The 15519-nt window shown below is 69.1% G+C and carries 12 protein-coding genes and 1 pseudogene; 6 read left to right on the plus strand and 7 right to left on the minus strand.

The window, feature by feature from the left end; translation table 11 throughout:
- Positions 1–153: 153 nt before the first annotated feature.
- Complete coding sequence (locus tag AC5Y2S_RS22505; RefSeq protein ID WP_499958474.1) at positions 154–504, minus strand: hypothetical protein; 351 nt, start codon at positions 502–504, stop codon at positions 154–156.
- A 156-nt stretch (positions 505–660) separates the two neighbouring features.
- Here AC5Y2S_RS22505 and rbpA point away from each other — a divergent pair, with 156 nt between their 5' ends.
- Entirely contained in the window at positions 661–996 is a 336-nt protein-coding gene (gene rbpA / locus AC5Y2S_RS22510) for an RNA polymerase-binding protein RbpA (RefSeq protein WP_066913172.1), read from the plus strand.
- Here the strand turns inward: rbpA and lnt are convergent.
- From lnt to AC5Y2S_RS22525, 3 genes and pseudogenes are all read right to left on the minus strand, one after another.
- Positions 993–3775 (minus strand): annotated as a pseudogene (gene lnt, locus AC5Y2S_RS22515) (apolipoprotein N-acyltransferase). The gene rbpA and the pseudogene lnt sit on opposite strands and share 4 nt — an antisense overlap.
- Positions 3768–5300: an amidohydrolase gene (locus tag AC5Y2S_RS22520; protein ID WP_499958535.1), complete on the minus strand. Its 1533-nt coding sequence runs from the start codon at positions 5298–5300 to the stop codon at positions 3768–3770. The pseudogene lnt and the gene AC5Y2S_RS22520 overlap by 8 nt, the downstream one beginning before the upstream one ends.
- Before the next feature lie 102 nt (positions 5301–5402).
- Entirely contained in the window at positions 5403–5906 is a 504-nt protein-coding gene (locus AC5Y2S_RS22525) for an FxsA family protein (protein ID WP_499906324.1), read from the minus strand.
- 73 nt (positions 5907–5979) lie between these two features.
- Here AC5Y2S_RS22525 and AC5Y2S_RS22530 point away from each other — a divergent pair, with 73 nt between their 5' ends.
- The gene (locus AC5Y2S_RS22530) at positions 5980–6678 is read left to right on the plus strand and encodes a dienelactone hydrolase family protein (RefSeq protein WP_499958476.1); all 699 of its coding nucleotides are present in this window, start codon (positions 5980–5982) and stop codon (positions 6676–6678) included.
- An 11-nt stretch (positions 6679–6689) separates the two neighbouring features.
- Here the strand turns inward: AC5Y2S_RS22530 and AC5Y2S_RS22535 are convergent, their stop codons facing one another.
- Positions 6690–7544 carry a type 1 glutamine amidotransferase domain-containing protein gene (locus AC5Y2S_RS22535; protein ID WP_499958478.1) on the minus strand — a complete coding sequence of 285 codons (855 nt, stop codon included), beginning with the start codon at positions 7542–7544 and terminating at the stop codon, positions 6690–6692.
- A 5-nt stretch (positions 7545–7549) separates the two neighbouring features.
- Positions 7550–7936, minus strand: a complete 387-nt coding sequence (locus AC5Y2S_RS22540) for a PPOX class F420-dependent oxidoreductase (protein ID WP_499958479.1) — start codon at positions 7934–7936, stop codon at positions 7550–7552.
- 134 nt (positions 7937–8070) lie between these two features.
- On the opposite strand from AC5Y2S_RS22540, the gene AC5Y2S_RS22545 reads away from it, so the two are divergent.
- Genes AC5Y2S_RS22545 through AC5Y2S_RS22560 form a run of 4 tightly spaced genes read left to right on the plus strand, consistent with a single transcriptional unit; the run spans position 8071 to position 11923 of the window.
- Positions 8071–9294 (plus strand): DUF1214 domain-containing protein, encoded by a 1224-nt coding sequence (locus tag AC5Y2S_RS22545; protein ID WP_499958480.1) that lies wholly within the window; start codon positions 8071–8073, stop codon positions 9292–9294.
- Positions 9291–10436, plus strand: coding sequence for a sulfotransferase family protein (locus tag AC5Y2S_RS22550; protein WP_499958481.1), 1146 nt, complete (start codon positions 9291–9293; stop codon positions 10434–10436). Before AC5Y2S_RS22545 ends, AC5Y2S_RS22550 begins: the two co-directional genes overlap by 4 nt.
- Positions 10423–11085, plus strand: coding sequence for a TetR/AcrR family transcriptional regulator (locus AC5Y2S_RS22555; protein WP_499958483.1), 663 nt, complete (start codon positions 10423–10425; stop codon positions 11083–11085). The genes AC5Y2S_RS22550 and AC5Y2S_RS22555 overlap by 14 nt, the downstream gene beginning before the upstream one ends.
- Positions 11086–11119: 34 nt before the next feature.
- Complete coding sequence (locus tag AC5Y2S_RS22560) at positions 11120–11923, plus strand: SDR family NAD(P)-dependent oxidoreductase (protein WP_499958484.1); 804 nt, start codon at positions 11120–11122, stop codon at positions 11921–11923.
- A gap of 19 nt (positions 11924–11942) precedes the next feature.
- On the opposite strand, the gene cobN is transcribed toward AC5Y2S_RS22560, so the two are convergent.
- Entirely contained in the window at positions 11943–15518 is a 3576-nt protein-coding gene (cobN, locus tag AC5Y2S_RS22565; RefSeq protein ID WP_499958485.1) for a cobaltochelatase subunit CobN, read from the minus strand.
- Between the last annotated feature and the right edge of the window lies 1 nt (position 15519).

The following is a 15519-nucleotide window of genomic DNA, read 5'->3' on the forward strand; positions in this document are numbered from 1 at the left end:
GTGAGTATGGCCAACTCCGGCAGGATTTCAAAACGTCCGATACTCCCGGCTGCAAAAAGCGGACGAGCGTCGACCTGTCCACCCGAGTACGCTTGGCCCGCCGCCCATGGCGTGACTGTACTCGGCAACGCATCGGTGGTGGTCAAAGCCGGGTTAGACGCCCGCCCGGCGCCAACCGTCGGCGGCGCGGGCGGCCCGGATCAGCACGTCGCACAGCTCCCGCAGCTCGGCCGTGGCGGCCCCCTCGTCGAGCGCCGTGGCAACGTCCTCCGCCGCGCATCGCACCTGGTAAACGCGATCCGAGAGGTCGGCGGCGTCCTCGGCCGACAGCACCACCGCGTCGGGCGGCACGGCCCCCGCTTCACCCCGGTTCAAAGACGCGCGTTGCTCGTAGGCGCGTTGCCGGCAGGACTGCCGGCAGTACTGGCGGCGACGGCCCATCCCGGCGTCGGTCACGTCCCGACCGCACCACCGGCACGGGTGGGGGCGGGCGCGGCGGGTCACGCCTGCCGACTTTAGTCGGCCGTGATCGGCAATCCCGTATCATTGAAGGTCGCGTCGCGTATGCCGCGTGTCGGCCTGGGAACTACGCGGGCCGTCGTTACGTTTGCTAAGCGGAAATTGCACCACAGCCCACAGGATCTATAAGGAGTAGCACCCATGGCCGATCGCGTCCTTAGAGGCAGTCGCCTTGGAGCCGTGAGCTACGAGACCGACCGCAACCACGACCTCGCACCGCGTCAGATCGCGCGGTACCGCACCGAGAACGGCGAGGAGTTCGAGGTCCCCTTCGCCGACGACGCCGACATTCCCGGCACCTGGCTGTGCCGCAACGGCATGGAGGGCACCCTCATCGAGGGCGACCTGCCCGAGCCGAAGAAGGTCAAGCCGCCGCGCACGCACTGGGACATGTTGCTGGAGCGCCGCTCCGTCGAAGAGCTCGAAGAGCTGCTCAAGGAGCGACTCGACCTGATCCGGTCGCGGCGCCGCGGCTAACCGCGGTTATTGGCCCGGATCGCGCGGGGGCGCGAGGATCGCCCCTCGATGCCCCACCGGGTGACTTTGACCAGCGCCTCGCGGATGTTGGATCCGCTCATCTTGGAGACGCCGAGTTCGCGCTCCGTGAAGGTGATCGGCACCTCGGCGATGGTGAACCCGTTGCAGACGGTGCGCCAGGTCAAGTCGATCTGGAAGCAATAGCCCTTGGAGTCCACGCCGTCCAGGCCGATCGTCTCGAGCACTTCGCGGCGGTAGGCCCGGTAGCCGGCGGTGATGTCGTGCACGCCGACACCGAGGGCGACCCGCGCGTAGGTGTTGGCCGTCCACGACAGCGCCCAGCGCCGCCACGGCCAATTCCGCACCGCTCCCCCCTCGACGTAGCGCGAACCGATCGCCAGATCGGCGCCGGCGTCGACCGCGTCGAGCAGCAGGTGCAGCTGTTCGGGCGCGTGGCTGCCGTCGGCGTCCATTTCGACGAGCACCGAATAGTCCCGGCTCAGACCCCAGGCGAAACCGGCCAGGTAGGCCGCGCCCAGCCCGTCCTTGGCGGTGCGGTGCATCACGTGGACGCGGTCGGGGTCGGCCGCCGCGAGCTCGTCGGCGAGCTGTCCGGTGCCGTCTGGGCTGTTGTCGTCGACGATCAGCAGGTGCGCGTTGGGACACGCGGCCGTCAACCGCCGGTGAATCACCGGCAGGTTCTCCCGCTCGTTGAACGTCGGGATGATCACCAGGACGCGCTCGCTGGGACGCTCGCCCGGGACCCGGGGCGCCGACTTGCCGGTGGTCATATAGCTCCTCTGTCTCGCCCGAAATCAGGTGGGCCGCCCTGCTCGGGCGGTGTGTCGTCATCGCCGCCCTCGGCCGGCGCAGTGTGTTGCGCTCTCTCCGCGTCGCCCTCGTCGGGCGGGGGTTCGCCCGGGGGCGTACCGGCGTCTTCCGATTCATCGAGAGGCCTGGACCTCCGACGAATCGGACGCGCGAACCATCCATTGTGCCGTATCCCGACCAGAATGGCCGCTCCGGCCGCTGCGACCAAAACCCACTGCAGGATCGGGCCCCACCGGGTCGCCGGCGTCAGCTTGGTCTTGAGACGCACCTGCATGTCCAGGTAGGCGGGCTCGAAGAAATCGGTGCGGACCAGGTCGGCGCCGTCGGGGGCGATCACCGAGCTGATCCCGGTGGTTCCGGCGACCACGACGTAGCGGTCGTGCTCCACCGCCCGGACCTTGGCGAACGCCAGCTGTTGTTCGCTCATCGTCTTGTTGAAGGTCGCGTTGTTGGCGGGCACGGCCAGCAGCTGGGCGCCGCCCAGCACCGCCTTTCGCGGCGCCCGGTCGAAGATGACTTCCCAGCACGTGGACACCCCGACCGGTACCCCGGCGATGTGCACGACCCCACTGCTTCGGCCGGGCACCATGTGCCCGGCCCGATCGGCATAGCCGGAGAGGTGCTTGAACAGCCACGGCATCGGCAGGTACTCCCCGAACGGCTGCACGATTTCCTTGTCGTGGCGGTCGGCCGGCCCGCTGACCGGATTCCACACGATCACGGTGTTGGTGTACTGCGCGTTGTCCGGGGCGCGGCCGGGCACATCGAGCACCGTGCCGACCAATATCGGCGCGCCGATCGCCGCGACGGCCCGCGCGACCTGCTCGGCGGCGTCGGGGTTGGCCAGCGGGTCGATGTCCGAGGAGTCCTCCGGCCAGATCACGAACTGCGGTTGTGGGGCCAGCCCCGCGCGCACGTCCTCGGCCAGCTGCTGGGTCTCGCGGACGTGGTTGTCCAGCACCGCCCGCCGTTGCGCGTTGAAGTCCAGACCCAGCCGCGGCACGTTGCCCTGCACGACGGCGACGGTGACCGAGGGTTCGCCGCCCGCTCCCGCGCCGGCGTGCCGCACCTGCGGCCAGATGATGACGGCGGCGAACAACACCAGGCAGATGCAGACGCCCGGCAGCACGACGGCCGGCGGCGGCGCGGGCTCCGTGGCTGCTGCGCCGGTCGGGTGCCCGGTTTTCCACCACTTCGCGATCTCCAGCGCGATCGCGGTCGCGCTGAAGCCCACCAGCACAACGGCCATGGACAGCAGCGCGACCCCGCCGAGCTGGACCAACGGTAGCAACGGACCCTGCGCTTGACCGAAGGCGACCGCGCCCCAGGGAAAGCCGCCGAACGGGAAGATCGACTTCAGCCACTCCTGGGCCGCCCACAGCAGCGCGAACCAGATCGGCCAGCCCGGCAGCCGTCGCACGATGACGGCGCACAGGCCGAATATCCCGGGAAACAGCGCGCAGGTGGCCGCCAGCACCAGCCAGGGCACGGCGCCCACCAGCGAGCTGATCCACGGCAACAGCGGCACGTAGAAGGCCAGCCCGAACAGGAACCCGTAGCCGAACCCGCCCACCGGTGTCGTCGCCGGATGCTGCAGCACCCAGGCCAGCAACGCGGCGGCGACGACGGCGGCCCACCACCAGTTCACGGCGGGGAAGCTGGCGAACAGCAGCAAGCCGCCCGCGATGGCGAGCGCCAGTCGCGCCAACCGTGGCAGCAGCGCGGCCCAAACGCCCGGGAGACGTGCGACCGCCGCCGCGCCAAGCCCGGCGAGTGCGCGGCGCGTCGCGTCTTCCGGTTCGGGTTCCGGTTCCGGTGCGGGCTCGTCGGCGGTCGGGGGCTCGTCGGCGCGGATCTCGGCGGCGTCTTCGTCCCGCTCCGATTCGGCTTCCTCGCTTATCGGGTCCTGGTCGGGGGGCTGCAGGCCGCCGAACCACTCCCTAGCCATGGATGACAGCGCCTCGATGCACGGTTCGGCGGCAACTCGGCAGCGGGTCGTTGGGGCCCAGGGGCGGCAGCGCGGGCACCCGGGAGCGGGGATCGGTGGACCAGCGCTGAACGGCGTCGCGCGGCGCCTGGACGTCGAGGGCCCCGGCGTCCCACACGGCGTAGGAAGCGGGCGCGCCGGGCACCAGCGTTCCCGCCTGGCCGTCGCGCGCGCCGCCCGCCCGCCAGCCGCCGCGGGTGGCGGCCGCGAACGCGGCCCGCGCCGACACCGCGCTGCCCGGGGTGCGGTGATTGACCCCCGCGCGCACGCTCGCCCACGGGTCGATGCCCGTGACGGGGGCGTCGGAACCGAGCGCGAGGGGCACGCCTTGGGATGCTAACAGCGCAAGGGGGTTCAGTCGGCTGCCTCGTTCAGCGCCGAGCCGCCGGGCGTACATGCCGTCGGCGCCACCCCACAGCGCGTCGAAATTGGGCTGCACGCTGGCGATGACGCCCCACGCGCCCAGTTTGGCGGCCTGGTCGGCGGTGACCATCTCCAGGTGCTCCAGGCGGTGCCCGCAGCGGGCGACGGCGGCCACCCCGAGGTCCGCGACGACCCGTTCCAACGCCGCGACCGCCGCCGAGACCGCGGCGTCACCGATGACGTGGAAACCGGCCGTCACCTCCGCCTCGGTGCACGCCCGCAGGTGGGCTTGGATGGCGCCGGGATCCAGGTAGCAGGTGCCGGCGGTGTCCGGGGCGTCGGCGTACGGCTCGTGCAGCCAGGCGGTGCGCGACCCGAGCGCCCCGTCGATGAACAGGTCGCCGGCCAGCCCGCGGGCGCCCGTCTGGTCCCGCAACGCCCGCGCCTCGGCGGCCGTCGTGACGGCCTGGCCCCAGTAGCCGACGATCTCGACGCCTTGATCGATGTCACGGAGCCGCAGCCAGTCGTCGAGTCCGCCGATCTCGGGACCCGCGCATTCGTGCACCGCGACGATGCCGGCCGCGGCGGCGGCCCGCAGCGCGGCCGTCCGGGCCTCGGCCAGCTGCTGGGGCGTCAGCAGGTCGCGGGCGACGGCGCGCACCAGGTGATGGGCGTCGCCGACCAGCGGCCGCTCCGGGTCGAAACCGGCCGCCGCGGGCAGGTCCGCGACCTGCCGGCGGAGCGCCGTGGAGGCCAGCGCGGAGTGGACGTCGACGCGGGTCAGGTAGGCGGGCCGGTCACCGACGACGGCATCCAGGTCGGCGGTGCTCGGCGGCGCGTTCTCGGGCCACGACGATTCGTCCCAGCCGTGCCCCCACACCGGCCGGCCCGGGTGGGCGGCCGCGTGGTCGGCGATCATCCGCAGGCACTCGGCGCGCGATGCGGCGGGTTGCAGGTTCAGGCCGCTGAGCGTCAGGCCGGTCGCGGTGAGGTGGATGTGGCTGTCCACGAACCCCGGCGCCACGAAGCCGCCGTCCAGGTCCTCGACCAGGGCGTCGGGGAATTGGCTTCGCCCGACGTCGTCGCTACCCAGCCAGGCGACGACGCCGCCGCGGACCGCCATGGCGGTGGCTTCGGGATGGGTCGGGCTGTGCACCCGCCCGTTGACCAGCAGCGTGGTGGGCGTGTCGGTCACAGGCCAAAACTACGTGTGGCGGCCTTCAGATCAATCCCAGGCGGGGTTTCCGGGATATCCGCCCCGCATCTCGCTCGGCAGGGCGGGCGCCCGGAAGTCCCGCACGTCCACGACCTCGCCGTCGATGTAGTCACGGCCGTCGGTTTCGGCCCCGAAAAGCGTCGCCTCGGCGATCAGCGGCACCCGCCGCCGAAAGGCGCGCATCAGTCCTGCGCCGGCGACCCTTCGTATCGGGGGGACCAGCAGCAACAGCCCCAAAGCCGTGGTGACCAGGCCCGGGACGAGGACCAGCGCGATGGCCAAGGTGACCAGCGCCCCGTCGCCCGCCGCGTTGCGCGGCTCGGCCAGCCCGGAGCGCAATTGCCCGATCTGCCGGATGAGCTGCGAACCGGCCATCGGCGCCAGCACGACCCACCCGATCACGAACGTGGCCAGCAGCGCCAGCAGCGTCCAGCCCCACCCGACGGACGAGACCAGCGCGATGACCGCCGCGAGCTCGACGACGGCGTAGATGAGGAACAGCCGCGACATCATGTGAGGCCAACGTCCGCGGGCCGGCATGGAGTTCCCCTGGTGTCGCGAGACACGGCTGCAGTTAGATGACGCTATGGCAACGATTCAGATCGACACCCCGGACGGATCGATTGACGCGCTGTTGAACGTTCCCGAGGGACAGGGCCCGTGGCCGGGCGTGGTGGTGATCCACGACGCGTTCGGCTACGGACGGGACAAGCAGGCGACCAACGAGCGGATCGCGCGGGGCGGGTACGTGGCGCTCACGCCGAACATGTACGCCCGCGGCGGCCGGGTCCGCTGCATCACCCGGGTCATGCGCGAGATGCAGGCGCAGCGGGGGCGCGCCCTCGACGACATTCTGGCGGCGCGCGATCACCTCAAGGCCATGCCGGAGTGTTCCGGGCAGGTCGGCATCGCGGGGTTCTGCATGGGCGGGCATTTTGCGCTCGTCATGTCGCCCAAGGGTTTTGGGGCATCGGCGCCGTTCTACGGGACTCCCCTGCCGCGCAACCTCGACAAGACCCTGGACGGGGCGTGCCCGATCGTGGCGAGCTTCGGCGGCCGCGACCCGCTGGGCCGGGGCGCGCCCGAGAAATTCCGGGACGTGACCGAGGCCAAGCAGATCACCACGGACACCAAGGTCTACCCCGGCGTCGGGCACAGCTTCGCGAACGCCCTTCCCGCCCAGCCGCTGCTTCGCATCGCGGGTTTCGGCTACGACGAGGCCGCCACCGACGACGCGTGGAGCCGCGTCTTCTCCTTCTTCGGCGAGCACCTGAAAGCGGGCTGAAACCCGTTGGATCACTTCAGCTTCCGCGACACGACGGTCGCGAACGTGTGCGTGTCGCCGGGCCAGCGCGCCGACACGTAGCTGCCGTCGTCGACCACGAACGCGGGCCGCGAATCGGTGGAGGTGTCGCGCACCATCCCCGACGACTTCAGCAACCGGTGCGGCGTGTCGCTGCCGACGTCTTGGAAATCCGTCGGATCCTTAAGGGCGCGAGTGACTTCCGACTGCACGGACATGTAGCCGGTGGGCTGTCCGGGCTGCTCGGTATAGGTTCGGTAGTAATCGCGATCCCGTAATCGGGTCATCCGGGTAAGCCGCCAGGCCAGGCCTTCCATCGCCCATGTCAACGCCGTGGTCTTGCGTCCGTAGAGCACCGAGCGACCGGTGGCGGGATCAACGCTGCGCGCGGCGAGCAGCACGCCGTGACAAATCGCGCCCACGAGCAGCCCTCGGCCGAAGGCGTCCACGACGAGCCGCTGCAGGATGTCGCTGTCGACGTAACTGCGCATTCCCCGGGCGCGATGGCCGCCGGGCAGCAGCAGCGCGTCGATGCCGTCGAGGCTCGCTTGCGACCAGCTGACGGGATGCTGAAATTCCGCCGAGCGCAGCATGTCCCGATACGCCTGGCGGCCGTCCTTGTTGGCCCGCAACATCAGCCCGAGGACCGGGACGCTGCCCAGCAGCGGCAGCGCGGACCAGATGTCCAACCCACGGCCGGTCACCATGATGTCGTCGGCGACGCCGGGTGCGCCGCCTTCGGTGGCGAAGACCACCCGGTGACCGTCGTGTGTCAGGACCCGCCAGCTGACGGCGACCTCGGTCGGGTCGAAGTCGCGGTCCGGGATCGGAATGAGGACGGTCCCCATTTGCTTTAGCTTGAAGCCACTTTCAGCTCGAGGCCGACGTTGTTGTCCATGCCGCCGCGCAGCTTGCTGAAGAAGTTGAAGACCTTGCCGACAATGCCGTACCGGCTGCCGATGGCATCGTAGACGGCGGCGGTCTGCGACTTGTCGAGGATCGCCGCGGTGCCCTCGACCGCCTCGCTGGTCGGCCGGCCCTGCATGGTGCAGGTGGCCAGCGTGACGCGCGCGGTGTTGCGGATCCGCTTGACCTTCCACGACTTTTCCTGCGTGATGACCAGCAGCCGGTCGCCGTCGGCCGCGGCCCAGATCGGCACCGGCTTGGGCCGGCCGTCCTTGGTGAAGGTGGTCAGCAGGAGGTATTGCGCCTTGGCGAGGTCGGCGAAAGTCGGGGTCACGGCTGTCAACTTACCGCGCAACCAGCTCACCGGGCTCAACGTTGACATTCGCACCGATCAGCTGCCATAGTCATCGACGTTAGCCGAAAACCAGATTTTCACTTAAGCGCCGAGCACCGACCGAACGGGGTGACGTGAGCGACCCGAAGAAACCGCTTTCGTGGTTGCCATTCTCGATCGCGGAGGCGGCGCTGTCGGTTGACCGCGGCGACGCCGGCCTGGCACAAGCCTGGTCGTACCTTATGGACCGGCTCGGCGAAGCCGCGCGGGTCGTCGAGTCCGACCCGGCGAACCAAAATCGGGTCGACCTTGCGGCGGGCATGCGACATCTCCTCGTGCTCCTTGCCGCCGGCATCGACGAGGTGCTGCGGTTCGATCCCGATCCGATCCTGTCCGTCCAACGCACCAGTACCGATGACATTTTGACCTGGGGCATGGAGTGTCCTGACTGCATATACACCCGCGCCGTACTGCGCGGCGGGCATAGTTACCGACTGTTCGGAAACCGCGGCACCGCCCGCTACGTCGGTCTGCAGACGATGAACGGCATCACGTCAACGGCCAACGAACTGGTCGACGAACTCGAGGTGGACTCCGGCGGCAACTTCGAGGTGGTGCTGTCACCCGATGAGCGGACTGGCAATTGGATGCGTATCGACGGCGAGCATCCCACGCTGACGGTGCGGCACTTTTTCTACGACTGGGACACCGAGGTGGCGTCGTCGCTGCGCATCGAGCGGCTGGGCGACGTGGTGGAGACCCCCAGCCATCCCGTCGATACCCACCTGGCGCTGACGAGGCAACTGGTCGCCCTCGGCGACTTCGTTCAGGACAACTTGGCGTTCTTCCTGCAGTTCGGTGCGGCGCCCCCGGCAAACGGGTTCCTGCCACCGATCGACCGCACCGATATCGGAGCGGCGGCCGAGAACAGGCCGGTTATCGGTCGGTGGGAGCTGCGCCCGGGCGAGGCCCTAATCGTCGAAGTGGTACCGCCGGAAGGCGTCTACTGGAGCTTTTCCATCGGCAACCCGTGGTGGGAGACCATCCATTACGGGCGCCACCAATCCAGCCTGAACGCCCATCAGGCCGCGGTGGATTCCGACGGCCTGGTCCGTGTGGTGTTGTGCGCTGAGGATCCCGGGGTCGCGAATTGGCTCGACACCGCCGGCTACAGCAACGGTCCCATCATCCTGCGCTGCGTGCGCACCAAAACGGCGCCGACCCCGACGGTGCGTATCGTGCCGTTCGACGATATCCGCTCCGAGTTGCCTTCGGACACTGCGCAAGTCACCCCCGATGAGCGGAAATCGATCCTCGCGGCGCGTCGTCGCGCGGTACGCGAGAGGTTTGGACGATGACGTTCGACGCCGACGAGTTGGAAGACGGCGCCCGCGCGGCGACCGGTCTCGACGATTTCGGTTCGCCTTATTACCGCGAGGGACTCGAGCGCATCGTCGACGCGCTGAACACCGAGGCGGACCTCAACGACATCGGCCGGGTCATCCAGCACGCCACCATCAGCAACGCCTTGATCCAACGCCTCAAGATCGAGGACGCCTACGCCCAGCACCCCTCGATCGACGACGAGGTAATTGGCGGACCCGTCTTCGTCATCGGACTACCCCGCACCGGGACCACCGCGCTAAGCCAACTGGTGGCCGCCGATCCCCAGTTCCGATCGCTGCGGATGTGGGAATCCCAAGCACCCACACCGCCGCCGGAGGCCGCAACCCAACACACCGATCCGCGGATCGCGCAGGCCGAGGCCGGCCTGAAGATGCTCAACGACATGTTTCCGTTGATGAAAACGATGTACAACTCCGAGCCCACGGCCCCGACCGAATGCCAGGACCTGATGGGAATGAGTTTTCGCACCTTCCACTTCGACGGCGCCGTCCGCGCACCCGGATACCTGGCGTGGCTGATGGATTGCGACATGCGCGAGACGTACACGTTCCACCGGCGAGTGCTCAAGCTTCTGCAATGGCATTGCCCGCCGGTGTTGTGGCACCTCAAAACGCCCGTGCACATGTTCGCCCTCGACGCTCTCGTGGAGGCCTATCCGAACGCCAAATTCCTGTGGAGTCACCGCGATCCGGCCAAAGTGATGGCCTCCGTGTGCAGCCTGATCCAATACGTGCGCAGCTGGAGTAGCGACCGCCACGACGCCAAGGAACTTGGTACGGAGCAGGTCGACAGCTGGGTCGAAGCGGTGCGGCGGGCAATGGATTTCCGCGCCCGGCACGGCGACGAGCGATTCGCCGACGTTTCCTTCGCCGATTTGCAAACGGATCCGGTAGGCACCCTGCGAACCAGTTACGAATCCCTGGATTTGGCCTTCACCGATGCCACTTCGCGTTCGGTCACGCGATGGGCGCAGGAACATCGCCCTGGTTCGCGCGGTACACATGAATACGACCTGGCCGACTACGGCCTGACACCCGAAGGTGTTCGCGAGCGGTTCGCGGACTACCTCGCCGCCTACGATGCGACCGCCTGACGCCGTGAGTGCTTCTCGCGCGCCGCGAAGCGACAAGTTGGCGCCTGACGCAACGGTGCGCCGCAAGCTCCTGGTTGCCGCGTCACAAACCGTGCGGGAGCAAGGAATTCAAGCTCTCAGTATCGCCGCTGTTCTTGAACGAACCGCATTGGGTACCCGCGCCTTCTATCGGCATTTCGACTCCAAGGACGAACTGGTGGCGGCGCTGTTCCTTGAAGCGGCGAGTGTCGAGGAACGGCGGCTTCGACGCCGAATGGCGTCTGCCAATACGGAGATCGACGCGGTCGCCGCGTGGATCGACGGGCGACTCGACCTGGCCTTCGACCCCAACATCAAATCCGATTTGCGCCGCCTATCGCTCGAGGCTCAGTCGCAGATGTTCGGCTCCCCCAACCTGATCATGCCCGCATACGCGCAATTGCTCAGGCCGCTCAGCGAAGCCCTTCAACGCGGTCTGCAGCAGGGGGTGTTCCACCACATCGATCCGGTGACCGATGCGGAGGCCATTCACGGCGTGGTGTGGGCGGGCATCGAGCGGCAATGGATGGCCGGCGACTGTGACCGCGACGACGTCCGTCAACGCGCGCTCCGTTTCTGCCTGGGTGGACTCGGCGTGCCGGCGGAGGCGATCACGCGGGTTTCGCCCTAAGCGACGACGACACACCAACCGGAGGGAGACGTCGATGGATCTGGGTTTCACCGGATCGACGGCGGTGGTCACAGGCGGCAGCAAGGGTATGGGGCTGGCCATCGCCGAAACCCTTGCGGCCGAAGGGGCCAGCGTGGCGGTCATGGCCAGGAGCCGGGGAGCGCTCGACGCCGCCGTCGAATCGGTGCGCGAGGCCGGCGCACCGGATGCCGCGGGCATCAGCGTGGATATGGCTGATGCCCAGTCCATCGCCGATGGCTTCGCCGCGGTCTCGGAGCGCTGGGGGCGCCTCAACAGCCTCATCCACACGATTGGACCGGGCGACGGCTATTTCGAGCAGATGGACGACACGCAATGGGATGAGGCGTTCACACTCGGCACGATGTCGGCGGTGCGATCGATCCGCGCCTCACTGCCGTTGTTGCGCTCCGCGGACTGGGCCCGCATCGTCACACTGTCGGCGCATTCGATTCAGCGGCAGAACCCGCGCATCGTGGCCTACACGGCATCGAAGGCGGCGTTGGCCAGCGTCACCAAGAACCTGTCGAAAAGCCTTGCCAAAGACGGCATTCTGGTCAACTGCGTGTGCCCCGGGACCATCGTGACGGCCAGCTTCACCGAAGTACTCAAGGACATCCTCGCCGCCGACGGCCTCGATGCGACCAACCCGACCGACGTCATGACGTGGATCGACAACAACTTTCACCAGCCCTGCGACCTTGGCCGCGCCGGACTCCCCGAAGAGGTCGCCTCCATCACCGCCTACCTGGCGTCGCGGCGAAACGGTTACGTCACCGGCGCCACAGTCAACGTGGACGGCGGGTCGGATTTCATCTGACGCGCCGCCGACTCCGGACTCAGCCCTCCAGGTCGCCCTCGGTTTCGAGCAGCGCCTGACGCAGCCCGTCGAGGGTGTCCGGCTGCGGTTCCGCCCACATGCCCCGACCGGCGGCCTCCAGCAGCCGTTCGGCCATGCCGTGCAGCGCCCACGGGTTGGATTCGGCCATGAATTTGCGGTTCTCCGGGTCCAGCACGTAGCGCTCGGTCAGTTGCTCGTACATCCAGTCGGCCATCACGCCCGCGGTGGCGTCGTAGCCGAACAGGTAGTCCACGGTCGCCGCCATCTCGAACGCGCCCTTGTAGCCGTGCCGGCGCATCGCCGCCATCCAGCGTGGGTTGACCACGCGGGCGCGAAAGACCCGGGTGGTCTCCTCCGAGAGGGTCCGGGTGCGGATCGCGTCGGGCCGGGTGTTGTCGCCGATGTAGGCGGCGGGCGCCTGCCCGGTCAGCGCGCGCACCGTGGCGACCATGCCGCCGTGGTACTGGAAGTAGTCGTCGGAGTCGGCGATGTCGTGCTCGCGGGTGTCGGTGTTCTTGGCGGCCACCGCGATGCGCCGGTACTGGCGGTTCATGTCGTCGGTCGCGGGCCGACCGTCCAGACCACGCCCGTAGGCGAACCCGCCCCAGGCCGTGTACACCTGCGCGAGGTCGGCGTCGTCGCGCCAGTTGCGGCTGTCGATCAGCTGCAGCAGCCCGGCGCCGTAAGTTCCGGGCTTGGATCCGAAAATCCTTGTGGTGGAACGGCGTTCGTCGCCGTGCTGGGCCAGGTCGGCGCGGGCGTGGGCCCGCACGTAGTTGTCGTCGGCCGGCTCGTCGAGGTCGGCGACCAACCGCACCGCGTCGTCGAGCATGGTCACGATGTGCGGGAAGGCGTCCCGGAAGAACCCGGAGATCCGCACCGTCACGTCGATGCGGGGCCGGCCCAGCTCGGCCAGCGGAATCGGCGTCAGGCCGACGACGCGGCGCGACGCGTCGTCCCAGACCGGTCGAACGCCCAGCAGCGCGAGGACTTCGGCGATGTCGTCGCCGGCGGTGCGCATCGCCGAGGTGCCCCACACCGACAGCCCGACCGATTGCGGCCACTGCCCGTGGTCGGTCCGGTACCGGGCCAGCAGCGAATCCGCGAGCGCCACACCGGCTTCCCACGCCAGCCGGGACGGCACCGCTTTCGGGTCGACGGAGTAGAAGTTGCGCCCGGTGGGCAGCACGTTGACCAGGCCGCGCAGCGGCGATCCGGACGGGCCGGAGGGAATGAACCGGCCGTCCAATGCCCTGAGCACCTGGTCGATTTCGGATGACGTGCCCGCCAGGCGGGGCACCACCTCGGTGGCCGCGAACCGCAGCACCGCCGCGACGTCGGCGTTGTCGGTCAGCGTTTCGGCGGCGTCGGGGTCCCAGCCTCCGGCCTGCAGCGCCGCGACCAATCCGCGTGCCGCGGCCTCGGTTTGGTCGACCGTCACGCGCTCGTCGGTGCCGTCCTCGGCCAGGCCCAGCGCCTGGCGCAGGCCTGGGATGGCGTGCTCGCCCCCGAACAACTGGCGTGCGCGCAGGATGGCCAGCACCAGGTCGAGTTCAACCTCCCCGGTGGGCGGTTGGCCCAGCACGTGCAGCCCGTCGCGGATCTGGACGTCCTTGATCTCGCAGAGCCACCCGTCGACGTGCAGGATCATGTCGTCGAACGCGTCCTCGGCGGGCCGTTCGGTCAGCCCCAGGTCGTGGTCCATCTTGGCGGCCCGGATCAGCGTCCAGATCTGCTGGCGGATGGCGGGCAGCTTGCCGGGATCCAGCGCCGCGACGTTGGCGTGCTCGTCGAGCAGCTGCTCCAAACGCGCGATGTCGCCATAGGTTTCGGCGCGCGCCATCGGCGGGATGAGGTGGTCGACGAGGACGGCGTGCGCCCGCCGTTTGGCCTGGGTGCCCTCGCCGGGGTCGTTGACCAGGAACGGGTAGATCAGCGGCAGGTTGCCCAGCGCCGCATCGGATCCGCAGGCCGCCGACATGCCAAGGGTCTTGCCCGGCAGCCATTCCAGGTTGCCGTGCTTGCCGAGATGCACCACCGCGTCGGCTTTGAAACCGGTGTCCAGCCAGCGGTAGGCGGCCAGGTAGTGGTGGCTGGGCGGCAGGTCGGGGTCGTGGTAGATGGCGACCGGGTTCTCCCCGAACCCGCGGGGCGGCTGGACCATGAGGACGAGGTTGCCCGCTTGCATTGCGGCGACCACGATTTCGCCGTCGGGATCCGCCGCGCGGTCCACGAACAGGTCGCCGGGCGGCGGGCCCCAGTGCTCGACGACGGCGTCGGCGAGGTCGGCGGGCAGGGTCGCGAACCAATCGCGATAGTCCTTGGCGGACACCCGAATCGGGTTGCCGGCCAGCTGCCCTTCGGTGAGCCAGTCGGGGTCTTGCCCCCCGCGTTCGATCAGCGCGTGGATCAGGGCATCGCCGTCGTCGGCCTCGACGCCGGGCAGATCGCCCACCCGATACCCGCGTTCGCGCATCGCGCGCAGCAGGGCGACCGCGCTGGCCGGGGTGTCCAGCCCGACCGCGTTGCCGATGCGGGCGTGCTTGGTCGGGTAGGCCGAAAACACCAGCGCCACCCGCTTATCGGCCACCGGGACGTAGCGCAGCCGCGCGTGCCGGACCGCCAGGCCCGCGACGCGCGCGCAGCGTTCGGGATCGGCGACATAGGAGATCAACCCGTCGTCGTCGATCTCCTTGAACGAGAACGGGACCGTGATGATGCGGCCGTCGAACTCGGGCACCGCGACCTGGGTGGCCACGTCGAGGGGGCTCAGGCCGTCATCGTTGTCGCGCCACTGGTCGCGGGGGCTGGTCAGGCACAAGCCCTGCAGGATCGGGATGTCCAGTGCGGCCAGGTGTTCGACGTTCCAGCTGTCATCGTCACCGCCCGCGGACACCGTGGCGGGCTTGAGGCCCCCGGCGGCCAGCACGGTGACCACCATGGCGTCGGCGTCGCCAAGCCGTTGCAGCAGTTCGGGTTCGGCGGTGCGCAGCGAGGCGCAGTAGACGGGAAGCGCTCGCCCGCCGGCGTCTTCGATGGCCCGGCACAGCGATTCGATGTAAGCGGTGTTGCCGGCCAGCTGCTGCGCGCGGTAGTAGAGCACCGCGATGGTGGGGCCGTCGTTGTCGGCGGCGGCCGGCCGCGGCAGCTCGCCCCAGGTCGGCGTCACCACCGGCGGGGTGAACCCGAAGCCGGTCATCAGCACCGTGTCAGAGAGGAAGGCGTGCAGCTGGCGCAGGTTCTCCACGCCGCCGTGCGCCAGATAGATGTGGGCCTGCACCGCGATGCCGGCAGCCAGCGTGGACAAGCCGGTCAGCTCGGCGTCGGCGGCCTGCTCGCCGCTGACGAGCACCGTCGGGACGCCGCTGGCGAGCACCGCGTCGATGCCGTCCTGCCAGGCGCGATAGCCACCGAGGATCCGGACGACGACGATCGCGGCGTCGTTCAGCAGGTCCGGCAACTCTGTGTCAGACAGCCGCGACGGGTTGGCCCACCGAAAGTTCTTCCCGCTGGACCGCGCGCTGATCAGGTCCGTGTCGGACGTCGACAGCAGCAGGATGCTCGGCTCAGCCACC

The sequence above is a fragment of the Mycobacterium sp. NGS69 genome, assembly GCF_059812165.1.

Excerpts from the sequence above, each read along its gene's own strand:
- rbpA (WP_066913172.1), top strand. The coding sequence starts at position 661 with ATGGCCGATCGCGTCCTTAGAGGCAGTCGCCTTGGAGCCGTGAGCTAC.
- AC5Y2S_RS22520 (WP_499958535.1), bottom strand. The coding sequence starts at position 5,300 with ATGGCGGTCCGCGGCGGCGTCGTCGCCTGGCTGGGTAGCGACGACGTC.
- AC5Y2S_RS22525 (WP_499906324.1), bottom strand. The coding sequence starts at position 5,906 with ATGATGTCGCGGCTGTTCCTCATCTACGCCGTCGTCGAGCTCGCGGCG.
- AC5Y2S_RS22530 (WP_499958476.1), top strand. The coding sequence starts at position 5,980 with ATGGCAACGATTCAGATCGACACCCCGGACGGATCGATTGACGCGCTG.
- AC5Y2S_RS22535 (WP_499958478.1), bottom strand. The coding sequence starts at position 7,544 with ATGGGGACCGTCCTCATTCCGATCCCGGACCGCGACTTCGACCCGACC.
- AC5Y2S_RS22550 (WP_499958481.1), top strand. The coding sequence starts at position 9,291 with ATGACGTTCGACGCCGACGAGTTGGAAGACGGCGCCCGCGCGGCGACC.
- AC5Y2S_RS22555 (WP_499958483.1), top strand. The coding sequence starts at position 10,423 with ATGCGACCGCCTGACGCCGTGAGTGCTTCTCGCGCGCCGCGAAGCGAC.
- AC5Y2S_RS22560 (WP_499958484.1), top strand. The coding sequence starts at position 11,120 with ATGGATCTGGGTTTCACCGGATCGACGGCGGTGGTCACAGGCGGCAGC.